The sequence below is a fragment of the Actinoplanes oblitus genome, from assembly GCF_030252345.1.
Taxonomy (GTDB): Bacteria; Actinomycetota; Actinomycetes; order Mycobacteriales; family Micromonosporaceae; genus Actinoplanes; species Actinoplanes oblitus.
The window spans coordinates 3790113-3809785 of the sequence record NZ_CP126980.1 but is presented as its reverse complement, the minus strand read 5'-3'; the positions used below and the strand labels follow the sequence as shown (position 1 = coordinate 3809785).

The window sequence follows — 19673 nt, the reverse complement described above, 5'->3', positions numbered from 1 at the left end:
AGACTGACTCTTACTACTTCTGGCCGATTTTCCGGGTTTTAAGCGGCGGACCTGCTCCTCCGGAGATAGTGAGGGCGGACTGTCGCCGCCCACCCCGCAGGGCATGCGGATGGGCGGCGTCGCACGCCTGGCAACGGGGAGTGAAAACGGCATGTCGGTGGAGAAGCTGCGGCGTCGCGCGGCGGGAATCATGGTTCTCCTGGTCACCGGACTGTGTGTCCTGATCGGGATCACCCGGGCAGCGGCAGTGGGCGAGGTGCAGGCGATCGCCGGCCTGCTCACCTACACCGTCGACGGTGACGGCGCGGTCTGGCGGATCGGGCCGGACGGCACCCTCACCAAGCTGTCCGACCCCGGTGACAACGGGGTGGCGGTGGATGTCGCGGTCGGCGACGACGGATACGTCTACGCGGCCGTCTCCGTGCCCCCCAAGATCGTCCGGTTCGCGCCGGACGGCACCCCGGACGTGTGGGGTGCCGACCTGACCGCGCCGTCCAGCCTCGACATCGGCTCCGGCGACCTGTACGTCACCGACTCCAGCGACGCTCAGCTCTACAAGTTCGACAACACCGGCACCCGGAGCACCGTCGCCATCGACGGCCTGGTGAGCCCGCGGGGCGTCGCGGTCGCCTCGGACGGTGACGTCTTCGTCGCCGACTACGACACCGGCAACGACCATCTGACCAGGCTGTACCGGGTGACCGACGGCGTGGCCTCGTCCGTCGGCAGCCCGCTGGACCTGGGCGTCATCACGGCCATCGACGTCGACGACGACCACAACGTGTACCTCGCCGCGCCCGACAAGGGCGAGTACGTGAAGGTGGACGCGGACGGGGCCGACACGGCGGCGCCGGTCGACGGCGGCGTGGGCGGCCTCGCCGTCGACGAGCACCAGAACCTGTGGGCCACCGACCCGGGAGCGGGCACGGTCAGCCGGATCAGCGGCAGCGAGGAACTGGAGACGGACACCATCACCGGGCTCACCCCGCCGGTCGCCGTCACGAACCGGACCGTGCCGCTGCCGCCGACGGCGGTCACCGCGGTGGCCCGGGACGCCGGCCTCGAGGTGAGCTGGGAGGCCGGCAGCGCCAACGGATCCCACGCGATCACCCGGTACACGGCGAGCGCCAGCGGGTCCGGCCAGACGTGCTCCACGACGGATCTGCACTGCACCATCACCGGGCTGACCAACAGCCAGGCGTACACGGTCACGGTCACCGCGTCGAACACCGGGGCCAACGACGTCGGCCGGTCCGCGCCCAGCGTCGCGTCGGAGACGGTCACGCCGCACGTGGCGACCGCCCCCGCCGCGCCGACGGTGACGGCCACGGCCGGCAACGGGCAGGCGCTGCTGACGATCACCCCCGGCGACGACGGCGCCAGCCCGATCACCGGGTGGGAGGTCTCCGTCAACGGCGGCGATTGGGCGCCGCTGGTCACCACGGAGTCCGAGGGCGTCCTGACCGCGACGGTCGCCGGCCTGACGAACAACGAACTCGCGACCGTGCAGGTGCACGCGGTCAACGACATCGGCCCGGGTGACCCCGCGACGGTCACCGTGACACCGGTGCCGGATGCGCCGGGCGCCCCCGCCTCGCTCGCCGTCACCCCGCTGGACCAGGGCGCTCACCTGGTGTTCTCCGCGCCCGACGACGACGGCGGATCGACGATCACCGACTACCAGGTGCTGACCGGCGACGGCGGCTGGGGCACTCTGAGCGGCATCCAGACCGACCAGGACGACGGCACCATGCAGGCCGACCTGTCCGGGCTGGTGAACGGGACCGCGTACACGGTGCACCTGCGGGCCGTGAACAGCACCGGGCCCGGTGAGGAGGTCACCGCCGAGGTGACGCCGGCCACCGTCCCGGGCGCGCCGACCGGGCTGACCGTCGCCGCGCGTGACAGCGGAGCGCACGTGGAGTTCACGCCGCCGGAAAGCGACGGCGGTGACGCCATCGACCACTACGAGGTGGGCATCGACGACGCCGAGCCGGCTCCGGTGCAGACCACCGCGGTCGGGGACACCGGCCGGCTGCAGTTCGACGTGGCCGACCTGACCAACGGGGTCGCCTACACCCTGCACCTGCGCGCCGTGAACGGCCGGGGACCCAGCGACGAGGTCACCGAGACGGTGACGCCGGTGGACCTGCCGGACGCGCCGACCGCCCTGGTCGCGACGCCGACCATACGCGGCCTCCACCTCGTCTTCGAGCCGCCGGCCGGGGACATCATCTCCTACCAGTACTCCACCGACGACGGTGGCACCTGGCAGGACCTGATCGGGTACTACCCCACCGGGGACGGCGCGACCACCATCGAGGGACAGGTCAACGACATGATCGCGCATGTCTCCTACCCGATGCGGGTGCGCGCGGTGAACGCGGGAGGCCCGGGGCCGGCCTCGGAGGCGGCAGCGGCCACGCCGATCGGGACACCGGCGGCGCCCACCGCCCTGTCGGTGACTCTCGGCGACACCGCCGCGACCCTGGTCTTCGAGCCGCCGACGGACACCGGCGGCAGCGAGATCACCGGTTACGACGTGTCGACCGACGACGGGGACAACTGGACCCAGCTGACCACCACCCCGACCGGCGGGGACGCGACGACGGTGGAGGCGACCGTCGACTGGCTCACCAAGGGCGAGACCTACACCGTACGGGTCCGCGCGAAGAACGAGGCCGGTGACGGCGACCCGAGCGACTCGCGGACGCTGGCGATGAAGTGGCGGCCGGGCCCGCCCGCGCAGCTGAACGCCGAGCCGGGCGACGAGAAGGCGAAGCTGCTGTTCTGGCCGCCGGACGACGACGGCGGGGACGCCGTCACCTCGTACGAGGTGAGTGTCGACGGTGGCGAGAGCTGGACGACGGTGGACGTGCTGACCGAGGACGGCGTGGAGGACCTGATCGGCATCGTGTCCGGGCTGCCCAACGACGTCGAGGCGACGGTGCTGCTGCGCGCCCGCAACTCGGTCGGCGCCGGCGATCCGGCAACCGTCACGGTGACGCCGAACGCCGCGGCGGCCTGGCCCTCGCCGACCGAGTCGCCGTCGCCGTCGGAATCACCGTCCGAGTCGCCGTCGCCGTCCGAGTCGCCGTCCGAGTCGCCCTCCGCGTCGGAGTCGCCGTCCGAGTCGCCCTCGCCGTCGGCATCACCGTCGGAGTCGCCGTCGCCAGTGGTGACACCCGGCGAATCACCGACCCCGGCACCCACCACCGCGACGCCCACGCCGACGCCGGTACCGGTCACGCCGGAACCGATCACGCCGTCGCCGTCGCCGGTGCCCGTCACCCCGTCGCCGGTGCCCGTCACGCCGTCCCCGACCGCCATGCCGACCACGGCGGCGCCGTCGGCGACCCCGACCACGGCGTCACCGTCCCCGTCGGCCGGCTCCGCCTCGCCGGCCCCGTCGGCCACCAGCGCCTCGCCGGAACCGTCGGCCACCAGCGCGACGCCGACGCCGTCGTCCAGCAACGCGGTGCCGTCGACGTCGGAGACCATTCCGTCGCCGGCGGTGAACACCCCGACCCCGGAACCGACTGTCGCACCGCCGGGCTCCCCGAGCGGCGTCACCGTCCGGGCCGGCACGTCGTCGATCATCGTGTCCTGGAGCCCGCCCGCCGACACCACCGGCATCACCGGCTATCGGGCGGTCGCCGACCCGGGACCGGGCAGCTGCACCACCAGCGGCACCAGCTGCGTGATCGGCGCGGCTGCGGGCACCTCGTACACGGTGACCGTCACCGCGCTCGGCAAGGGCGGGGAGTCGGCGGCGACAGCGGCGCCGGACCAGGTCACGCCGGACGTTCCGGTGGTACCGGCCACCGTGCCGGAGACCGACAAGACGCTCGAGACGCCGCCCGGCACCGACAACACGGTGGCGCCCGGTGGCACCGTCACCATCACCGGCAGCGGGTACGCGCCGTTCTCCACGGTCACCGTCACCCTCTACTCGGACCCGCTCGACCTGGGCACCGCCACCGCTGACGCCGAGGGCAAGATCAGCGTGACGGTCACCATCCCGACCGGGGTGCCGTTCGGTGACCACTCGATCGTCGCCTCCGGCGTCGACGTGAACGGCAACCCGCTGATCCGGCGTCTCGACGTCAAGGCGGCGCCGAAGAAGACGGCCAGCTCGACGCCGGCGCTGCCCACCACCGGCCCGGCGGTGCTCTGGCTGCTCGTCGCCGGCAGCACGATCGCGCTGACCGGTGTCGCGGCCCGCTTCCTGGTCGCCCGCCGCTGATCGGCACCGCATGAGGGCGTCGTCACCGGCTCGAGCCGGTGACGGCGCCCTCGCCGTCGCTCAGCCGAGGGCGGCGGTGACCTCGCGCGGGACGTTGGCCACCGCCATGTTCGCCGTCAGGGAGGCGAGGGTGGCGGTGCCCGGGATGAGCAGCACGTCCGGCGCGCGGTGCAGCAGCCAGGCGAGCCCGGTCTGGGCCGGTGTCCAGGCGGACCCCGCGGCGGCGACCCGGGCCGCGCGGCCCGGAGGCTCGCCCTGCTCGCCGACGCCCTGCGCGCCACGGGAAGGTGAACCCCGCTGGCGCGAACCACCACGGACCACCATGATCTAGCGCATGACGGAGACCCGCGCGCTGCGTGACATCGACTGGGCGACGGTGGAGCGGGGCTTCGTCGTACGGGAGAAGCTCCTGGCTCTGACCGGAAGTGAACAGACGGCCCGGACCCGGGCGTTACGGGATCTGCGCCGGATGGCGCCGGACGGGGAGGACGTCCGGCCCTGGGTGGTGACGGTCCTGCCGATCCTGCTGGACCTGGTCGCCGACCCGGAACAGGCCGATCGCGGGCCGATCCTGTGCCTGATCGGCGACCTGGCCGGGGCGGACCGGACCTGGCAGATGGCCGGCGAGACGCTGCGGGCCAAGCAACTGCTGGCCGGGCACGCCGGGCTCACCGATCTGCTGACCGACAGTGATCCACAGGTCAGGGACGCGGCCGCCTACACGTTGCGGGCCGTAACGCGGCTGGCGCCGGGGCTGCTCTGGGACCGCTACGTCGAGGAGCCCGACCCGGCGGTACGCGTCACCCTGGTCCGCAGCTGCGTGCTCGCGGGCGCGGTGGGCACCGGCTACGAACCGACCAAGCGGCGGCTGGCCTGGGTGGCCGGCAGCGACGCGGACCTGCGGGTGCGGATCACCGCGCTGACCGAGCTGATGGCGCTGCTCAACCCGCCGCCGTTCGACGTGGAGACGGCCCGCGACACGCTGCTGGACGCCTACCGGGCGGGGCTGAACCGCGAGCCGGAACCGCTCGACGACGAGGTGGCGCCGCTGCTGGCCGGGCGGCGGATGGCGGCCCGGCAGTGGACGCCCGGCTACAACCAGGTGCTCAGCGCGATCCGGGCGACCTACCGCAACGACGCCGCTGCGCACCTGGACCTGCTCGACCGGATGCTGGCCCTGGACGCGTGGGACGCCCAGCAGGACGCGCTGCATGCGGCACGGACCCTGGTGCAGCGGCTGCGCGGGCCCTACGCACCGCTGGTGTCGCGGGCCGCCGGGCTGCTGTCGGACGGGGAGCCACAGGTACGGGCTGCGGCGCTGCGGTTGCTGCACGGCGCCGACGAGCTGGCCCGGCCGGCCGCCGACGCGGTGTGGGCGGTCCTGCCCCCGGCCACCGACCGGATCCGGCCGAGCGCCGGGGACGGCGCGTTCGCCTGGGTCGTCCCCGGCGCGCAGGGGCCGGAACTGGGACCGGCGGTACGGCTGCTCGCCGGGCTGCGCGACGAACGGGTGCTGCCGGTGCTGGAACGCCTGCTCGACGAGGTCCCGGACGCGGCCGGCCTGCACCGCGGCATCGCCGGATTCGGGGTGCGGGCCCGCGGGACGAGCCGCACCCTGCGGCGGCACCTGCGGGCGCTGCGGCCGGAGACGTTCGCCGAGCCGTGGCGTTTCGAGACGCACCGGGCGAACCTGCTGCGGGCGCTGACCGCCGTCGCGCCCGCCGAGGCCGCCGAACACCTCGCGGACAAGTCGATCGACGTGGCGACGCTCGGCCTGCTGGCCCGCGCCGGCCGGGCCGCCGCCGGCCGGATCCCGGCCATCCGCACCACGCTGACCTGCGGAGACCCGGCGCTGGAGCTGGCTGCGGCACGCGCGATCTGGCTCGTCGCCGGCGACGCCGAGGCGGCCACCGGCGTCTACGACCGCTACTTCGACGACCGCGCGGCCAAGCCGGAGCACGCGGTCGCGGCCATCGACGGACTCAAGGAGCTGGGCATCCGGGTCAAGAGCCGCACCCGCCGGCTGTCCGCGCTGGGCGGCAGCCGGATCGACGGCGCGGTCGCCGCGGCCGCCGCCGACGCGCTCTGGTGGATCGCCGGCAAGCGGGACGCGGCCCAGCGGCTGGGCCGCGTCTGGGAGTCACAGCCCCTGATCCGGCCGCGGATCGCCCGCCTCTGGGTGGAGACCGGCGACAGCCGGCACGCGGCCCGGCACGCGCGGGCCGAGCTGACCACCGCGCTCCGGCACAACCTCAGCACGCACGGCGTGCTGGCCGGGACGATCGGCGACGACGAGCGACTGCTGGAGCTGTGCCGGCGGCTGGCCGGCTCCGGGTAGGCGGTGCTCCCGGTCAGAGCCAGCCGTTGTGCTGGGCGGCGCGGTAGGCCGCCATGCGGTTGCGGGTACCGGTCTTGCCGATCGCCGTGGACAGGTAGTTGCGTACCGTGCTCGGGGACAGGAAGAGCCGACCGGCGATGGCGCCGATCGTCGCGCCGTCCGCGGCGCAGCGCAGCACGTCGCGTTCCCGGTCGGTGAGCGGGTTCGGGCCGGCCGCCAGCGCCGCGACGGCCAGGCCCGGGTCGATCACCTCCTCGCCCGCGTGGACCGCGCGGATCGCCGCGGCGAGGTCCTCGACCGGGCCGTCCTTGGCCAGGAAGCCACGGGCGCCCGCCTCCAGCGCCCGCCGCAGGTATCCCGGCCGGGCGAACGTGGTGACCATCAGCACCGCGCAGGCGGGCATGCGGCCGCGCAGGTCGGCCGCGACGTCCAGGCCGCTGCGCCCGGGCATCTCGATGTCGAGCACCACCACGTCGGGAGACAGCTCGATCGCCAGGTCCAGGACCGCGCCGCCGTCGCCGGACTGACCGACGACCTCGATGTCCTCCTCCAGGGCGAGCAGCAGCGCCAGGGCACTGCGCATCATGCCCTGGTCCTCGGCCAGCACCACCCGGATCATCGCGTCTCCCCTTCCTCGGCCGGCTCGGCGGCGCACGGCAGGCGGACCGCGAGCCGGCTTCCGCCGCCGGCCGCGGGCACCAGCTCGACCGTCCCGCGCACCGCGTCGAGGCGTTCCGCCAGCCCGCGCAGGCCGTTCCCGGCCGCCGCCCCGGCGCAGCCGGCCCCGTCGTCGACGATCTCCAGGGTGACCGCGCCGCCGGTGGTGGCGATCCGGATGTCGCAGTGACCGGCGCCGCTGTGGCGCAGCACGTTGGTGGTCCCCTCGCGCACCGACCAGGCGAGCAGCGCCTCCACCGGCGGTGGCGGTGGCGGCCCGGGGTGCCGCACGGTGACCTCGATCCCGGCGCCGGCGAGGGCCGCCCGGGCGCCGGCCAGCTCGTCGCGCAGCGTGGTGACCCGGTACCCGGTGACCGCCTCGCGGATCTCGGTCAGCGCCTGACGGCCGATCGTCTCGATGTCGACGGCCTGTTGCCGCGCCACCTCCGGGGCCCGCTCGTGCAGCCGCCGGACGGCCTCGGCCTTCACCACGATCACCGACAGCGTGTGGCCGAGCAGGTCGTGCAGGTCGCGGGCGAACCGCAGGCGCTCCTCGGCGACAGCGGCCCGGGCGAGCTCGTCGCGGGCCGCGCCCAGCTCGTTCACGGTGGCCACCAGTTTCACGAAGCCGCCGGCCAGCAGACCCGACAGCAACGTCACATACCAGGCGCCGAACACGTCGCCGGCGTGCGTGAGCCACGCGGTGGACGCGGCGGCGGTCGCCACCACCAGGGACGCGAGCGGTCCGAGGCGTTCCGGGCCGGGTGCCAGGACCACCCCCGCCGCCATCGCCACCAGGTAGAACGCCCTGATCATCGGCTGGCCGCCGGTGAATGTCAGCGTCACGGTCAGCACGGCGAGCACCGCGAGCGCACCGAGGGCCGCCGGACGCAGCCCGCCCCCGCCCAGGGCCAGGTGCACCGCGCACAGGAAGGCGGCGGCGAGCAGCAGCAGACCGGCACCGGCCACCCAGGCCGGGTGCGTCCCGCCCTGGACGACCGCGATCGCGGGACCGAGGAGCAGCAGCAGCCAGGGATAGAACAGGATCGGCCGGAGCCGGACACCGGACCGGGCCGCGCTCATCGCCTCACAGCTTACGTCCGGTGCCCCGGTAGGCAAGGGCAGCGAGCCCGGCGCCGACCACGGTCCAGCCGAGCAGCACCGCGATCGCCGACCACTGTGGAGCGGTGCCGAGCGCGGCGTCCGCGGCCACCTGCGAGTAGCGATACGTGGGACTCGACCGCCCGATCGCGGCCACCCACCCGGGTACCTCGGTCAGCGGGACGAACAGGCCGCCCAGTCCGGTCAGCACCAGGTAGCAGACCGTGCCGAGGATCTGCGCGACGGCGGGGCGGACCAGGTAGCCGAGCGCCAGCCCGAGCAACGCGATGGGGGTGACCGCGAACCACAGCACCAGGGCGGTCCCGAGCCAGGCGCCGGGCGCCAGGGTCACCCCGCCGGCCGTGGCGCCGGCGACGCCCACCGCGACGACCGGCAGGATGACCACGGCCAGCGTGCACCCGGCGCGACCGAGCACCACCTGGACCGGGGACAGCGGCGTCAGGCGCAGTTGCCGCAGCCACCCCCGGGCCCGGTCCTCGGCGATGCTCGTGCAGCTGTTGACCGCCACACCCAGCGCGCCGAACGCCGCGGCGGAGACCACCCGCGCCACCGCCCCGGCGTGATCGCCGCCGGTCCCGGCGGTCCGGTGCAGCAGCAGGTAGACGGCGACCGGCAGGACCAGGCTCAGCATCAGGTAGCCACCGTCGCGAAACATCCGGGTCAGCTCGACACGGAGGTACGCGCTCATCCGGCGACTCCCTTCTCCGGGTGGGTCAGGGCCAGGAACGCCTCCTCCAGACCACCCGAGGTGACCTCCAGGTTGCGGACGGCGCCGAGCCGGGCCAGGGCGAGCACCGTGGCGTCGGCGTCCCGGCTGCGCAGATGGACACGGTCGCCGCGGCGCTGGGCCGCGATGACGCCGGGCAGCGCGGTGACGGCCTCGGCCAGCCCGTTCCCGATGTCGACGCTGACGGTCCGGCCGACGGCCAGCCGCTTGATCTCCTCGGCCGAGTCGTCGGCGACCACCCGCCCGCCGGCGATGACGAGCACCCGGTCGGCGTTCTCGTCCGCCTCCTGCAGATAGTGGGTGGAGAAGATCACCGACTTGCCACGGCTGACGTACGCCCGGATCGCGGTCCACAGCTCGCGGCGCGACTCGACGTCGAGGGCGGCGGTCGGCTCGTCGAGCACCACCAGGTCGGGGTCGCCGGCCAGGGCGAGCGCGAACCGGACCCGCTGTGCCTGGCCGCCGGAGAGCCGGTTCGCCCGGCGGCCGGCCACGCCGGTCAGGCCGGCGATCCGCAGCACCTCGTCGAGCGGCATCGGCGCGGGATAGGTGCGCCGGACGAACCCGATCAGCTCGCGGACCGAGAGCCGCGCGACGAGGTCGCCCTCCTGCGGCATCGCGCCGAGCAGCCCGGCCCGCATCGCCCGCTCCGGCGTCCGGCCCAGCACGGTGACCGTTCCCCGGTCCGGGGTGAGCAGGCCCAGGATCAGGTGGATGATGGTGGACTTGCCGGCGCCGTTCGGTCCGAGCACGGCGATCGCCGCGCCCCGCTCGACGGTGAACGCGACGCCGTCGACCGCGCGGACCGGCCCGTAGGCCTTGGTCAATCCCCGCGCCGCCACCGCGGGTGCTGTCTTCGTCATGCGTTCACGGTAGGAAGACCGGCCCGGGCGGCGGCAGAGACGAATCATCGCGAGGTGGCGGGACATTCGTCCTACCGGCGGCCGGCCGGCGTCCTCGCGAGCCGGGCGGCGCCGGCCGCGTTGAGCGCCACACCCCACAGCAGTGCCACGACCAGCCAGCCGGTCCACTGTGCCGCCCCCGCCGTTCCGGTGAGCACCTGCCGCGCCGCCCCGTACGGGGTGAGCCACCCCCGGGCCGCACCCACCGGGGCGAGCAGGGCGTACGCGCCGAGCGGGAGCACCATCGTCGCCAGGCACCCCCACACCGGCCCGGCGATCAGCAGCCCCAGCCCGGTCCCGATGAGCTGGGCGAGCACCTGCACCAGCACACCCGCCAGCGCCGTCCCGCCGGCGTGCGCCCAGGGATCCGGCGCGGTGGACGCGGAGGCGGCAGTGGCGGCGGCGGCGAACACGTCGCCGGCCAGCCCCGCGACGACGGCGATCAGCGTCGCTCCGCCCAGCGTCGGCAGCACCCGCGCACCGGTCGTCCCGCGCAGATCGTTGCCCAGCAGGACACCGACGAACGGCAGCGGGACGGAGATCAGCAACTGCACCTGCGGGGCGAACTCGGCGAAGGTGCGCTGCGCCGGCGGCAGTCCGGCCGGCAGTGCCACGGCGGCGAGCGCCCCGATCCCGGCCGTCGCCACCAGCAGGATCCGGCGTCCGCGCGTCGCCGCCGAACGCCGCAGCACCCCGGCGATCGTCTCGTTCATGTGCCACCCCCACGTGTCGCGGTCAGTGGCCTGACGATCGCCGATCGCTGCCCGGCCGCACACCGGCCGGAGGTTCCGCCCGCTCCCCTACTTTGGTAGGTGCACCGGCTCCGCGATCACACGTGGTAGTCGCGGACCAACTCGTGCAGCTGCGCCGCCTTGGCGGAGAGCTCGTCGCACGCGCGCTGCGTGACATTGGCGGCGGACCGCGCCTGCTCGCTCGCCTGACGTACGTCGGCGGTGTTGCCCGCGATCATCTGTGAGCCGCCGGCCGCCTCGCCGAGGCTGCGGCTGATCTCCGAGGTGGTGGCGGTCTGCTCCTCCACCGCTGAGGCGATGGTGTTCTGCGAGTCGCTGATCCGTTCGATGATGCCGCTGATCTCGGCGATGGCAGCGATGACCGCCGCGGTGTCGGCCTGGATGGCGTCCATCCGGGAGGTGATGTCGCCAGTGGCCCGCCCGGTCTCCTGGGCGAGATCCTTCACCTCGCTGGCCACGACGGCGAAGCCCTTGCCCGCCTCACCGGCGCGGGCCGCCTCGATCGTCGCGTTCAGGGCCAGCAGGTTGGTCTGCTCGGCGATGCCGTTGATCAGGGTGACCACGCTGTTGATCTCGGCGGAGCTCTCGCCGAGGCGGTTCGCCGTCTGCTGGGCGGTCTCCGCGACGCCGACCGCCGACGAGGCCACCTCGGCCGCCCGGCTGGCGTTCTGCGAGATCTCGCCGATCGAGGCGGTCATCTGCTCGACACCGGCCGAGACCGCGGCCACGTTGTGCGACACCTCGTCGGCCGCCGCGGAGACGCCGGCCGTGCCGGTGGTGGCGCTGGTGCTGGAGGTGAGCAGGTCGGCGCTGAGCCCGGTGAGCTGGTGTGCGGAGGCCCGCACCTCGTCCGCGCTGCCGCGTACCGCCATCACCAGCTCGCGGACCTGCTCGAACTGGCTGTTGAAGCCGGCCGCCAGTTCGCGCAGCTCGGTCGTGCCCTCGGGCGGCAGGGCGAAGTCCAGGTTCCGGGGGTCGCGGTGGCGCAGCGCGGCGGCGTAGCGCACCACCGTGCGGCCGGTCTTCAGGTGGATCAGGACCAGCACCGCGGCCATCCCGACGGCGAGCGTGATGGTGAGCGCCAGCAGGGTGGCCAGCAGCCGGCCGGTGGTGTCTGTCGCGTCCTTCACCTGGGTCTGCGCGGCAGCTTCGAGTTTCTGCTGGAACTTGGCGAGCGGAGTGGTGATCAGCGCCTTGTCCGCGGCGTACTGATCATCGGACATGATCAGCCCGGCCCGGGCCATCTTGGCCCGGGGGCTCAGGGCCGCGTCGGCGGCGGAGAGGGTGAACTCGCCCACCGGGCCGGGCATGGCCGACACCGGCGTGTTCTTGGCCTCCAGCACCAGACGCATCGCCCGGGTCTCGGTGTTGACCAGGGCGTCGGATTTGGCCTTCGCCTCGGCCAGCAGATCGAACAGCTCACCGGGTGCGCCGAGCGCCTTGAGCTGCTCGATCACCCGGTCCCTGGTCTTGGTCTGGTTGATCTCTTTCCAGTACGCGTCCAGATGGCTGCTCGCCCCGGTGATGGCGAACATCCGCGCCTCGGCCGTCAGCAGGTCGGAGGCGTCGCCGAGGTCGAGCGCGAGCTGTTTGAACTGGGCCTGTCGCTGGTGCGCCGCGCGCTCGTCGTCGACCGCGTCACCGAGGGCCACCACGGTGTAGCCGAGCAGGAGCGCCAGTACGGCGATCAGCACCGCGGTACCCCAGGTCAGGGTCGACTGCTTCACCGACACAGCTTCGACCCTACAAGCAATGATCGGCCCGACCTGCGCTTTTGCCATTGACGCCAAGAATGGCACCGCAGATGTGCCACGCGCCTTGTATGTGTGCCATGTTGGTGCCATAGTGGTGCCATGGACCTGACGTCGTATGTGAGCAACCTCGGACGGGAGTTCGCCACGCTGGCCGAGGCCGGCGGCGAGGAGTCGCGCGCTCTGGTCGAGCGGCTGACCGGCTCGCTCGACGCGGCGATCCGGATGACCCTGCTGGACGTGCTCTCGGCGGCGGCCGACGACATCACCCGGGAACTGGCGCCCGGGTCGGTGGAGCTGCGGCTGCGCGGCCGGGATCCCGACTTCGTGGTGACCCCGCCGGCGGCCGACACGCGCGAGCCGGACACGACCGCAGCCGGCACCGCGGCGGCCGGCAGCGACCTGACATTCCCCGAGGACGGCCCGGCCGCCCGCATCAACGTGCGGATGCCCGAGCAGCTCAAGGCCGCCATCGAGGAGGCCGCCGCCAAGGAGGGCCGCTCGGTCAACGCCTGGCTGGTGCGGGCGGCCGCCACCGCCGTGCAGCACGCCGGCCGGGAGCAACCGGCCGGGCCGCACGGCGGCAAACCCGGCAAGCAGACCTTCACCGGCTGGGTCCGGTAACGCTCAGCTCACTAGCCCGAGGGGACCACCATGCCCGAATTCGATACACCACTGTCGATCGATGTCACCATCGAGCTGGGGGTGGGCAACGTCGCGGTCGTCGCGAGCGACCGGGTCGACACCGTCGTCCGGGTCGAGCCGGCCGACCGGACCGACGAGTCCGACGTGCAGGCCGCCGAGCAGGTCCGGGTCGACTACGCCGACGGCCAGCTGACGATCACCGGCCCGAAGCGGATCTTCGACTTCTCCCGCAAGACCCGTGCCGTCGACGTGCTCCTGGAGCTGCCCGCCGACTCCCGGATCAACGCGCACATGTGGATGGGCGACGTGCGGACCAGCGGCCGGCTCGGCGCGTGCCGTTTCAAGACCACCGGCAACGTCCGGCTGGAGCGGACCGGCCCGCTGCGCCTGCACACCGGGGCCGGGCACATCACCGCCGGCCGGATCGGCGGCGACGCCGAGATCTCCACCGGCACCGGCACGGTCCAGGTCGGCACCGTCGACGGCGCCGTCGAGGTGAAGAACTCCAACGGCGACACCACCATCGACGTCGCCGGCGGCGACGTCCGGGTGCGCAACGCGAACGGCGCCATCGCCATCGACCGGGCCGGCGCCGGCATCGACGCGAAGACCTCGAACGGCGCCATCCGGCTGGGCGAGGTGGTCCGCGGCCAGATCCAGGTCGGCACCGCGACCGGCGACATGGAGATCGGCATCGCCACCGGCACCGCCGCCTACCTGGAGCTGACCACCGGGTACGGCCGGGTGCACAACGAGCTGGACACCGCCGCGCAGCCCGCGTCGACCGACACCACCGTCGAGGTACGCGGCCGGACCTCGTACGGCGACATCGTCATCCGCCGCTCCTGAGCCCTCGAAGGGACCCCCATGACCACGGCGATCACCGTCTCCGGTCTCCGCAAGTCGTTAGGCGACCAGGTCGTGCTCGACGGCCTCGACCCAACCGCGCCCGGCGGAACCGTCTTCGCCCTGCTCGACGCGAACAGCGCGGGCAAGACCACCACCCGGGCCGGCGGCCGGCGACGTGCCACCCGGCTGCTGGACCGGTTCGGGCAGGCGGCGATCGACGGACGGATCGCGTTGGCTCGATGTGCTGCCATGGCACTCGGCGGATACCTCTGGTCGAAACAACTGTTCAACCGGGAGCGGTGATGTTTGACAAGTGGGGCAGGTTCGTGGTCCGGCGGGCGTGGTGGGTGATCGGGGGCTGGCTGGTCGGCGCGGTCCTGATCATCGGACTGCTGCCCAGCCTCTCCGAGATCACCAGCGGTGACCAGGGCAGCTTCCTGCCCGGCAGCTACGAGTCGGTGCAGGCCATCGACCTGGCCAAGAAGGCCTTCCCGGAGCAGGCCACGTCCACCGCGATCGTGGTGGTGAAACGCTCCGACGGCGGCCCGCTCACCGCTGACGACCAGGCGAAGTCACAAGCCCTGGCCACCGCGATCGGCAACGCCCACATCGCCGGCGTCGGGCAGCCGCTGACCGGTCCGCGGGCGGTCGCGCCGAACAGGCTGGTCCAGCTGATCTCCATTCCGGTGACAGCGGCCGCCACCGACGCGCAGGCCCAGCTGGCGGCGGTCGAGCGGACCCGCGAGGTGATCAAGACGCAGCTGGCCGGGTCCGCGCTGAGTGCCGGGGTGGCCGGCCAGGTGGCCCAGGTGGTGGACAACAACGACACGTTCACCACGGCGTTCACCGTGGTCGGGACGGCCACGTTCGTCCTCATCATCGTGCTGATCCTGATCATCTTCCGGAGTCCGATCGCGGCGCTGCTGCCGATCGTGGTGATCAGCGTGGTCATGCAGGTCTCGTCGAACCTGATCGCGGCGGCCGGCCGGCTGTTCGACTTCAACGTCGACCAGAGCCTGCAGACCCTGCTGCTGATCGTGCTCTACGGCATCGGCACCGACTACCTGCTCTTCCTGCTGTTCCGCTACCGCGAGCGGCTGCGCGCCGGGGTGGACAAGAAGACAGCGATGGCCGAGGCCGTCGCCCGGGTCGGCGAGGTGATCACCTCGGCCGCGGCCGCCGTCATCGTCGCCTTCCTGGTGCTGCTGCTGGCCACTTTCGGCGGGTTCGGGTCGCTCGGCCCGGCGCTGGCGATCGCCGTCTTCGTCATGCTGGTCACCGGCCTGACCCTGATCCCGGCCCTGGTCAGCCTGATCGGACCGGCGACGTTCTGGCCGTCGAAGGCGTGGCGGCGGGAGCCGAAGGGCACCCGGTTCGCCCGGATCGGCGCGGCGCTGGGCCGGCGTCCGGCGGTGGCCGCGGCCGCCTCCGGCCTGGTGCTGATCGCGCTGGCCAGCGGGGTGCTGCTGTTCAAGGCGGACTACGACTTCGCGGCCGGGTTCCCGAGCACCACCGAGTCCGCGAAGGCGGCCGCCGACCTGGAACGCGGCTTCCCGCAGGGCGCGCTCGACCCGACCGAGGCGTACCTGACCACCACCGACGGCGGTGAACTGACCGACGCGCAGCTCGCGGGGTTCGCCGCGGCGGCCGCCAAGGTGACCGGCGTCGGCGGCGTGCAGCCACCGGTGACGGGCACCGACGGCACTGTCGCCCGGTTCAGCCTGCTGCTCAGCGTGAATCCGGCGTCCAACGACGCGATCACCCTGGTCCACGACCATCTCCGCGGTGACCTGCACGGCATCGCGCCGCCCGGCACCAAGGTCGTGGTCGGCGGCACCACGGCGCTGTTCGCCGACATCAACTCGGCGAACAACCGGGACCTGTCGGTCATCCTGCCGGTGGCGGCCGTGCTGATCGCGGTCATCCTGGGTCTGCTGCTGCGCAGCGTCGTGGCGCCGCTCTACCTGGTCTTCGCGGTGCTGCTGAACTTCGCCGCCACCCTGGGCGCCGCCGTCTACCTGTTCCAGGGCGTGGCCGGCCATCCCGGCGTGACGTTCCAGCTGCCGATCGTGCTCTACCTGTTCGTCCTGGCGATCGGCACCGACTACAACATCCTGATGATCGCCCGGCTCCGCGAGGAGGCCCGCGCCGGCAACGAGCCCCGCGCCGCCGCCGCGCTGGCGGTCCAGCACGCCGGCCCGTCGGTGGCCGCCGCCGGCGTGATCCTGGCCGGCACGTTCGCGGTGCTGGCCCTCGCCCCGGTGTCGTTCCTGCGGCAGATCGGCTTCTCGGTGGCGACCGGCATCCTGCTGGCCGCGTTCGTCATGTCGATGTTCCTGGTGCCGTCGCTGACCGCGCTGATCGGGCACGCCGCCTGGTGGCCCGGCCACGGCGACATGGACCGCCGCCGGACCGAGGCGACGATCGCCGGTTAGTCCACGGTCCGTTTCAGATCACGGTTGACCACGATTTCGGTACGGCTGGAGCGCGCGCCCCGGCCGTACCGGAAATCGTGGTGACAGTGACCGCGAGCGTGCCGGAAGCCGCGGCCGGGTCCGCGCTCGCCGGCGGCGACGCGCCCTCAGGCCGGAACCGGCCGGCGGCCCCGGGTCACCACGAACGGGATGACCGCCAGGCCCAGCACCCCGCCCAGCATCGACAAAGCCGCATAGCTGGTGGCCGCCATCACCAGCCCACTGGCGAGCCCGCCGCCGGCCCCGGCGAGCGCGACGCACAGGTCGACGGCTCCCTGGGTCCGGGCCCGGCTCGCCAGCGGCACCGCATCGGTGATCAGAGCGGTGCCGGCGACCAGCCCGAGATTCCAGCCGAGGCCGAGCAGGCCCAGGGCCAGCGCGACCAGCAGCACCGAGTCCTCCGGCGCGGCCGCCGCGACCAGACCGGCGGCCAGCAGGGTCACCCCGGCGCCGACCGCCACCGGCATCCGCCCGACCCGGTCGACGAGGATCCCGGTGATCGGCGACGGCAGATACATCGCGGCGATGTGCGCCGCGATGACCAGCCCGGTGGCGGCCAGGTCGTGCCCGTGCGCGCGCATGTGGACCGGGGTCATCGTCATGACCGCGACCATCACCAGCTGCGTGAGGATCATCGTGGCCGCGCCGGCGATCACGCCACCGGAGAACCGCCGCGCCGGGACCGCCTCGGTGGCCGGCGGCTCCAGGGTGCGGGAGACCCGCAGCGGATCGGGGCGCAGCAGCGCGAACAGGATCAGCCCGGCGATCGCGTAGGCGAGACCGGCCAGCGCGAACGGCCCGGCCAGCGCCGGGATGCCGAACCGCTCGGCGACCCGCCCGGTGGCCGCGACCAGGTTGGGGCCGACGATCGCACCGACGGTCGTCGCGACCAGCACCGAGCTGACCGCGCGGCCGCGGCGGCCGGCGTCGGCCAGGTCGGCGCCGGCGTAGCGAGCCTGCAGGTTGGTGGCGGTGCCGGCGCCGTAGACGAGCAGCGACAGCATCAGCAGCACGACGCTGTCCACGGCGGCGGCCACCACGACGCCGAAACCGCCGAGCGCACCGGCCGCGTATCCGGCGACCAGCCCGGCCCGCCGGCCGAGCCGCTGGGACAGCCGCCCGACGAGCAGGGCCGTCGCCGCGGAACCGGCCGTGTACAGCGCACCGGGCAGGCCGGAGAGCGAGCTGGCGCCGAGCATCTGCTCCGCGAGCAGCGCGCCGACGGTGACGCCGGCCGCCAACCCGGCCCCGCTGAACACCTGCGATGCCATGACGACGCCGAGCGTCCGTTGCTGCAGCGCCTCACGCGTTTGAGTCATGGCGTCTTGTATACATCATGTATCCCACGACCGGAAGGCGATTTACGGGCGGTCCGGCGGCTCTCGAGGGCTTTCCCCGGCCCGAGCGGATACCGTGCGGCGGCCGAGTCACGAGGGCCTTTCCGGCGCCGAGCGGATACCCTGCGGAGGCAGAGTCATCCGGGTGGGGAGTGTCGTTGACGGGCAGTGCGAGTGCGGCCGAGCGGGCGTACCAGACGATCCGCGACGGCATCCTCAACGGCGTCCATCCGGCCGGGGCCATGCTCGGCGAGGAGTCACTCGCCGCCGAGATCGGTGTCAGCCGCACCCCGGTCCGGACCGCCCTCTCCCGTCTGCAGGACGAGGGCTGGATCGCCATCTATCCCAAGCGCGGCGCGCTCGTCCGCGGCCTCGGTTCCCAGGCGGTCGCCGACCTCGCCGACGCCCGCCTGGTCCTGGAGTCCAGCGGCGCGAGCCGCGCCACCCCGGAGGCCCGGGAGGCGCTGGCCGACCGCCTGCGCGCCTCGATCGCCGCGCAGCGCACCGCGTTCCAGGCCCGGGACGTGCGCCGCTTCATCGAGTTGACGATCGCCTTCCACCGCGCTTTCGTCGAGGCCGCCGGCAACGACATCCTGCTCGAACTCAACGACCGCCTGGCCGACCGTCAGCGCTTCGTGCTGTTCAGCAAGGGCGACTTCATCCTGTCCCGCTCCGCCGAGATCCTCGCCGAACACGAAAACCTCGTCGAACGCCTCCGCACCGGCGACGACGAGGGTTTCGCGGACGCCCTGCGCCAGCACCTGGCCGACAATTACGCCCCCCAGTTCGGCGACGCCCCGCGCAGCTTCCGCTCCACGACCCGAGCCTGACGCCCGGCCGGGCTCCGGATCGCCCTTTCCGGCACGGCCCGCACCCGATCCAGACCGCCATTTCCCGGTACGACCCGCCGCCGGTCCAGACCGCCGTTCCGGCATGACCCGCCGCCGGTCCAGGCCACCATTCCGGTACGACCCGCTGTCGGTTCAGAGCGAGGCCCCTCAGGCCGCCGGCCGGTAGGTGGTCACGACGACGTTGCCGTCGACCAGGCGGGACTGAGCGGTGCGCAGGTTGAGGCGCTGTTTCGGGGTGGCGAACAGCTGGCGCCCGCCGCCCAGGACCACCGGATGCACCGCCACGTGGTACTCGTCGACGAGACCGTGCGCGGTCAGCGCGGCGGCCAGGCTCGCCCCGCCGGTGAGCAGCAGGTCCTTGCCGGGCGCGGCCTTCAGCGCGGCGACCTCACCGGCCAGGTCGTCCCGGATGACGCGGCTCGTCCAGTCGTCGCCCGGAAAATCGCGGGAGAAGACGATTTTCGGGGTGGCCCGCCAGAACGGGGCGAAGGCGCGCGTGTGCGGGTCCGGGGAGAGCGACTCGGCGGCCGGCCAGAACCCCACCATCATCTGCCACACCGGCCGCCCGTACAGCAGCGTGTCGACCCGCTCGTTGAGCGCCTCCGAATACGCCGACAGCTCGGGCCCCATGACCGGCCAGTCGAACTCCCCGTCCGGCCCGTCGATGAAGCCGTCGACCGACGTGTGCACCCAGTAAATGATCTTGCGCATCGTTGCTCCCTCGGCACTGCTGTCCGCTCGTCGACAGGTGGTCGGAGCCGGCCGGCCCACCTTGACATCCCCCACCGACAGTTTTTCGTCAGCCGCGACGCGCGCTCCCGCCCGCCGGCTTCACCAGCCGATCCCCCACCCGCACCTCGTCCCACACGCCGCGTGGGACGCGCACCTCCAGCTCTTCCCCGTCGTCGAGCCGGACCTCGAGCCGCCGGTACAGGTTCGCCCCGTCCAGCAGCCCGCGTGACTTCTTGACCACCGTCCCGCTCCAGGCACGCCCATCGGCCCTCATCGCCCCTCCCCTGACC

The 19673-nt window shown here is 73.3% G+C and carries 17 protein-coding genes; 7 read left to right on the top strand and 10 right to left on the bottom strand.

Annotated elements, in window-relative coordinates; genetic code table 11:
- Positions 1–151: 151 nt before the first annotated feature.
- Positions 152–4246 carry a fibronectin type III domain-containing protein gene (locus Actob_RS17085; RefSeq protein WP_284921193.1) on the top strand — a complete coding sequence of 1365 codons (4095 nt, stop codon included), beginning with the start codon at positions 152–154 and terminating at the stop codon, positions 4244–4246.
- 60 nt (positions 4247–4306) lie between these two features.
- Here the strand turns inward: Actob_RS17085 and Actob_RS17080 are convergent, their stop codons facing one another.
- Positions 4307–4570 carry a hypothetical protein gene (locus tag Actob_RS17080; protein WP_284921192.1) on the bottom strand — a complete coding sequence of 88 codons (264 nt, stop codon included), beginning with the start codon at positions 4568–4570 and terminating at the stop codon, positions 4307–4309.
- Between the two features lie 10 nt (positions 4571–4580).
- Here Actob_RS17080 and Actob_RS17075 point away from each other — a divergent pair, with 10 nt between their 5' ends.
- Complete coding sequence (locus Actob_RS17075) at positions 4581–6584, top strand: hypothetical protein (RefSeq protein WP_284921191.1); 2004 nt, start codon at positions 4581–4583, stop codon at positions 6582–6584.
- Positions 6585–6597: 13 nt separating this feature from the next.
- Here Actob_RS17075 and Actob_RS17070 read toward each other — a convergent pair whose 3' ends face one another.
- The 6 genes from Actob_RS17070 to Actob_RS17045 all read right to left on the bottom strand — a co-directional run bounded on the left by Actob_RS17070 (position 6598) and on the right by Actob_RS17045 (position 12471).
- Entirely contained in the window at positions 6598–7203 is a 606-nt protein-coding gene (locus Actob_RS17070) for a response regulator transcription factor (RefSeq protein WP_284921190.1), read from the bottom strand.
- A complete protein-coding gene (locus Actob_RS17065; protein ID WP_284921189.1) occupies positions 7200–8324 on the bottom strand; it encodes a sensor histidine kinase in 1125 nt (374 codons plus the stop codon). Before Actob_RS17065 ends, Actob_RS17070 begins: the two co-directional genes overlap by 4 nt.
- Positions 8325–8328: 4 nt before the next feature.
- A complete protein-coding gene (locus tag Actob_RS17060; RefSeq protein ID WP_284921188.1) occupies positions 8329–9051 on the bottom strand; it encodes an ABC transporter permease in 723 nt (240 codons plus the stop codon).
- The gene (locus tag Actob_RS17055) at positions 9048–9953 is read right to left on the bottom strand and encodes an ABC transporter ATP-binding protein (RefSeq protein WP_284921187.1); all 906 of its coding nucleotides are present in this window, start codon (positions 9951–9953) and stop codon (positions 9048–9050) included. Before Actob_RS17055 ends, Actob_RS17060 begins: the two co-directional genes overlap by 4 nt.
- A gap of 71 nt (positions 9954–10024) precedes the next feature.
- Entirely contained in the window at positions 10025–10705 is a 681-nt protein-coding gene (locus Actob_RS17050; protein ID WP_284921186.1) for a hypothetical protein, read from the bottom strand.
- A gap of 116 nt (positions 10706–10821) precedes the next feature.
- Positions 10822–12471 carry a methyl-accepting chemotaxis protein gene (locus Actob_RS17045; RefSeq protein ID WP_284921185.1) on the bottom strand — a complete coding sequence of 550 codons (1650 nt, stop codon included), beginning with the start codon at positions 12469–12471 and terminating at the stop codon, positions 10822–10824.
- A gap of 126 nt (positions 12472–12597) precedes the next feature.
- Between Actob_RS17045 and Actob_RS17040 the strand changes: the two genes are divergently transcribed.
- From Actob_RS17040 to Actob_RS17025, 4 genes are read left to right on the top strand one after another with little or no spacing between them, the layout of a single operon-like run.
- Positions 12598–13119, top strand: coding sequence for a toxin-antitoxin system HicB family antitoxin (locus Actob_RS17040; protein ID WP_284921184.1), 522 nt, complete (start codon positions 12598–12600; stop codon positions 13117–13119).
- Positions 13120–13149: 30 nt separating this feature from the next.
- Positions 13150–13989, top strand: a complete 840-nt coding sequence (locus tag Actob_RS17035) for a DUF4097 family beta strand repeat-containing protein (RefSeq protein WP_284921183.1) — start codon at positions 13150–13152, stop codon at positions 13987–13989.
- Between the two features lie 18 nt (positions 13990–14007).
- Positions 14008–14292 (top strand): hypothetical protein, encoded by a 285-nt coding sequence (locus Actob_RS44025; RefSeq protein ID WP_407653664.1) that lies wholly within the window; start codon positions 14008–14010, stop codon positions 14290–14292.
- Positions 14292–16424, top strand: a complete 2133-nt coding sequence (locus tag Actob_RS17025; protein WP_284921182.1) for an MMPL family transporter — start codon at positions 14292–14294, stop codon at positions 16422–16424. The genes Actob_RS44025 and Actob_RS17025 overlap by 1 nt, the downstream gene beginning before the upstream one ends.
- A gap of 146 nt (positions 16425–16570) precedes the next feature.
- On the opposite strand, the gene Actob_RS17020 is transcribed toward Actob_RS17025, so the two are convergent.
- Entirely contained in the window at positions 16571–17782 is a 1212-nt protein-coding gene (locus tag Actob_RS17020) for an MFS transporter (protein ID WP_284921181.1), read from the bottom strand.
- Between the two features lie 176 nt (positions 17783–17958).
- Here Actob_RS17020 and Actob_RS17015 point away from each other — a divergent pair, with 176 nt between their 5' ends.
- The gene (locus Actob_RS17015) at positions 17959–18630 is read left to right on the top strand and encodes a GntR family transcriptional regulator (RefSeq protein ID WP_284921180.1); all 672 of its coding nucleotides are present in this window, start codon (positions 17959–17961) and stop codon (positions 18628–18630) included.
- Between the two features lie 168 nt (positions 18631–18798).
- On the opposite strand, the gene Actob_RS17010 is transcribed toward Actob_RS17015, so the two are convergent.
- Together Actob_RS17010 and Actob_RS17005 are read right to left on the bottom strand one after the other, a co-directional pair.
- Positions 18799–19362 (bottom strand): dihydrofolate reductase family protein, encoded by a 564-nt coding sequence (locus tag Actob_RS17010; protein ID WP_284921179.1) that lies wholly within the window; start codon positions 19360–19362, stop codon positions 18799–18801.
- A gap of 88 nt (positions 19363–19450) precedes the next feature.
- Positions 19451–19657, bottom strand: a complete 207-nt coding sequence (locus tag Actob_RS17005; RefSeq protein ID WP_284921178.1) for a DUF7489 domain-containing protein — start codon at positions 19655–19657, stop codon at positions 19451–19453.
- Between the last annotated feature and the right edge of the window lie 16 nt (positions 19658–19673).

What these genes read in the sequence shown, in the direction of transcription:
- Actob_RS17085 (WP_284921193.1), top strand. Translation starts at nt 152, where the DNA reads ATGTCGGTGGAGAAGCTGCGGCGTCGCGCGGCGGGAATCATGGTTCTC.
- Actob_RS17080 (WP_284921192.1), bottom strand. Translation starts at nt 4,570, where the DNA reads ATGGTGGTCCGTGGTGGTTCGCGCCAGCGGGGTTCACCTTCCCGTGGC.
- Actob_RS17075 (WP_284921191.1), top strand. Translation starts at nt 4,581, where the DNA reads ATGACGGAGACCCGCGCGCTGCGTGACATCGACTGGGCGACGGTGGAG.
- Actob_RS17070 (WP_284921190.1), bottom strand. Translation starts at nt 7,203, where the DNA reads ATGATCCGGGTGGTGCTGGCCGAGGACCAGGGCATGATGCGCAGTGCC.
- Actob_RS17065 (WP_284921189.1), bottom strand. Translation starts at nt 8,324, where the DNA reads ATGAGCGCGGCCCGGTCCGGTGTCCGGCTCCGGCCGATCCTGTTCTAT.
- Actob_RS17060 (WP_284921188.1), bottom strand. Translation starts at nt 9,051, where the DNA reads ATGAGCGCGTACCTCCGTGTCGAGCTGACCCGGATGTTTCGCGACGGT.
- Actob_RS17055 (WP_284921187.1), bottom strand. Translation starts at nt 9,953, where the DNA reads ATGACGAAGACAGCACCCGCGGTGGCGGCGCGGGGATTGACCAAGGCC.
- Actob_RS17050 (WP_284921186.1), bottom strand. Translation starts at nt 10,705, where the DNA reads ATGAACGAGACGATCGCCGGGGTGCTGCGGCGTTCGGCGGCGACGCGC.
- Actob_RS17040 (WP_284921184.1), top strand. Translation starts at nt 12,598, where the DNA reads ATGGACCTGACGTCGTATGTGAGCAACCTCGGACGGGAGTTCGCCACG.
- Actob_RS17035 (WP_284921183.1), top strand. Translation starts at nt 13,150, where the DNA reads ATGCCCGAATTCGATACACCACTGTCGATCGATGTCACCATCGAGCTG.
- Actob_RS44025 (WP_407653664.1), top strand. Translation starts at nt 14,008, where the DNA reads ATGACCACGGCGATCACCGTCTCCGGTCTCCGCAAGTCGTTAGGCGAC.
- Actob_RS17025 (WP_284921182.1), top strand. Translation starts at nt 14,292, where the DNA reads ATGTTTGACAAGTGGGGCAGGTTCGTGGTCCGGCGGGCGTGGTGGGTG.
- Actob_RS17020 (WP_284921181.1), bottom strand. Translation starts at nt 17,782, where the DNA reads ATGACTCAAACGCGTGAGGCGCTGCAGCAACGGACGCTCGGCGTCGTC.
- Actob_RS17010 (WP_284921179.1), bottom strand. Translation starts at nt 19,362, where the DNA reads ATGCGCAAGATCATTTACTGGGTGCACACGTCGGTCGACGGCTTCATC.
- Actob_RS17005 (WP_284921178.1), bottom strand. Translation starts at nt 19,657, where the DNA reads ATGAGGGCCGATGGGCGTGCCTGGAGCGGGACGGTGGTCAAGAAGTCA.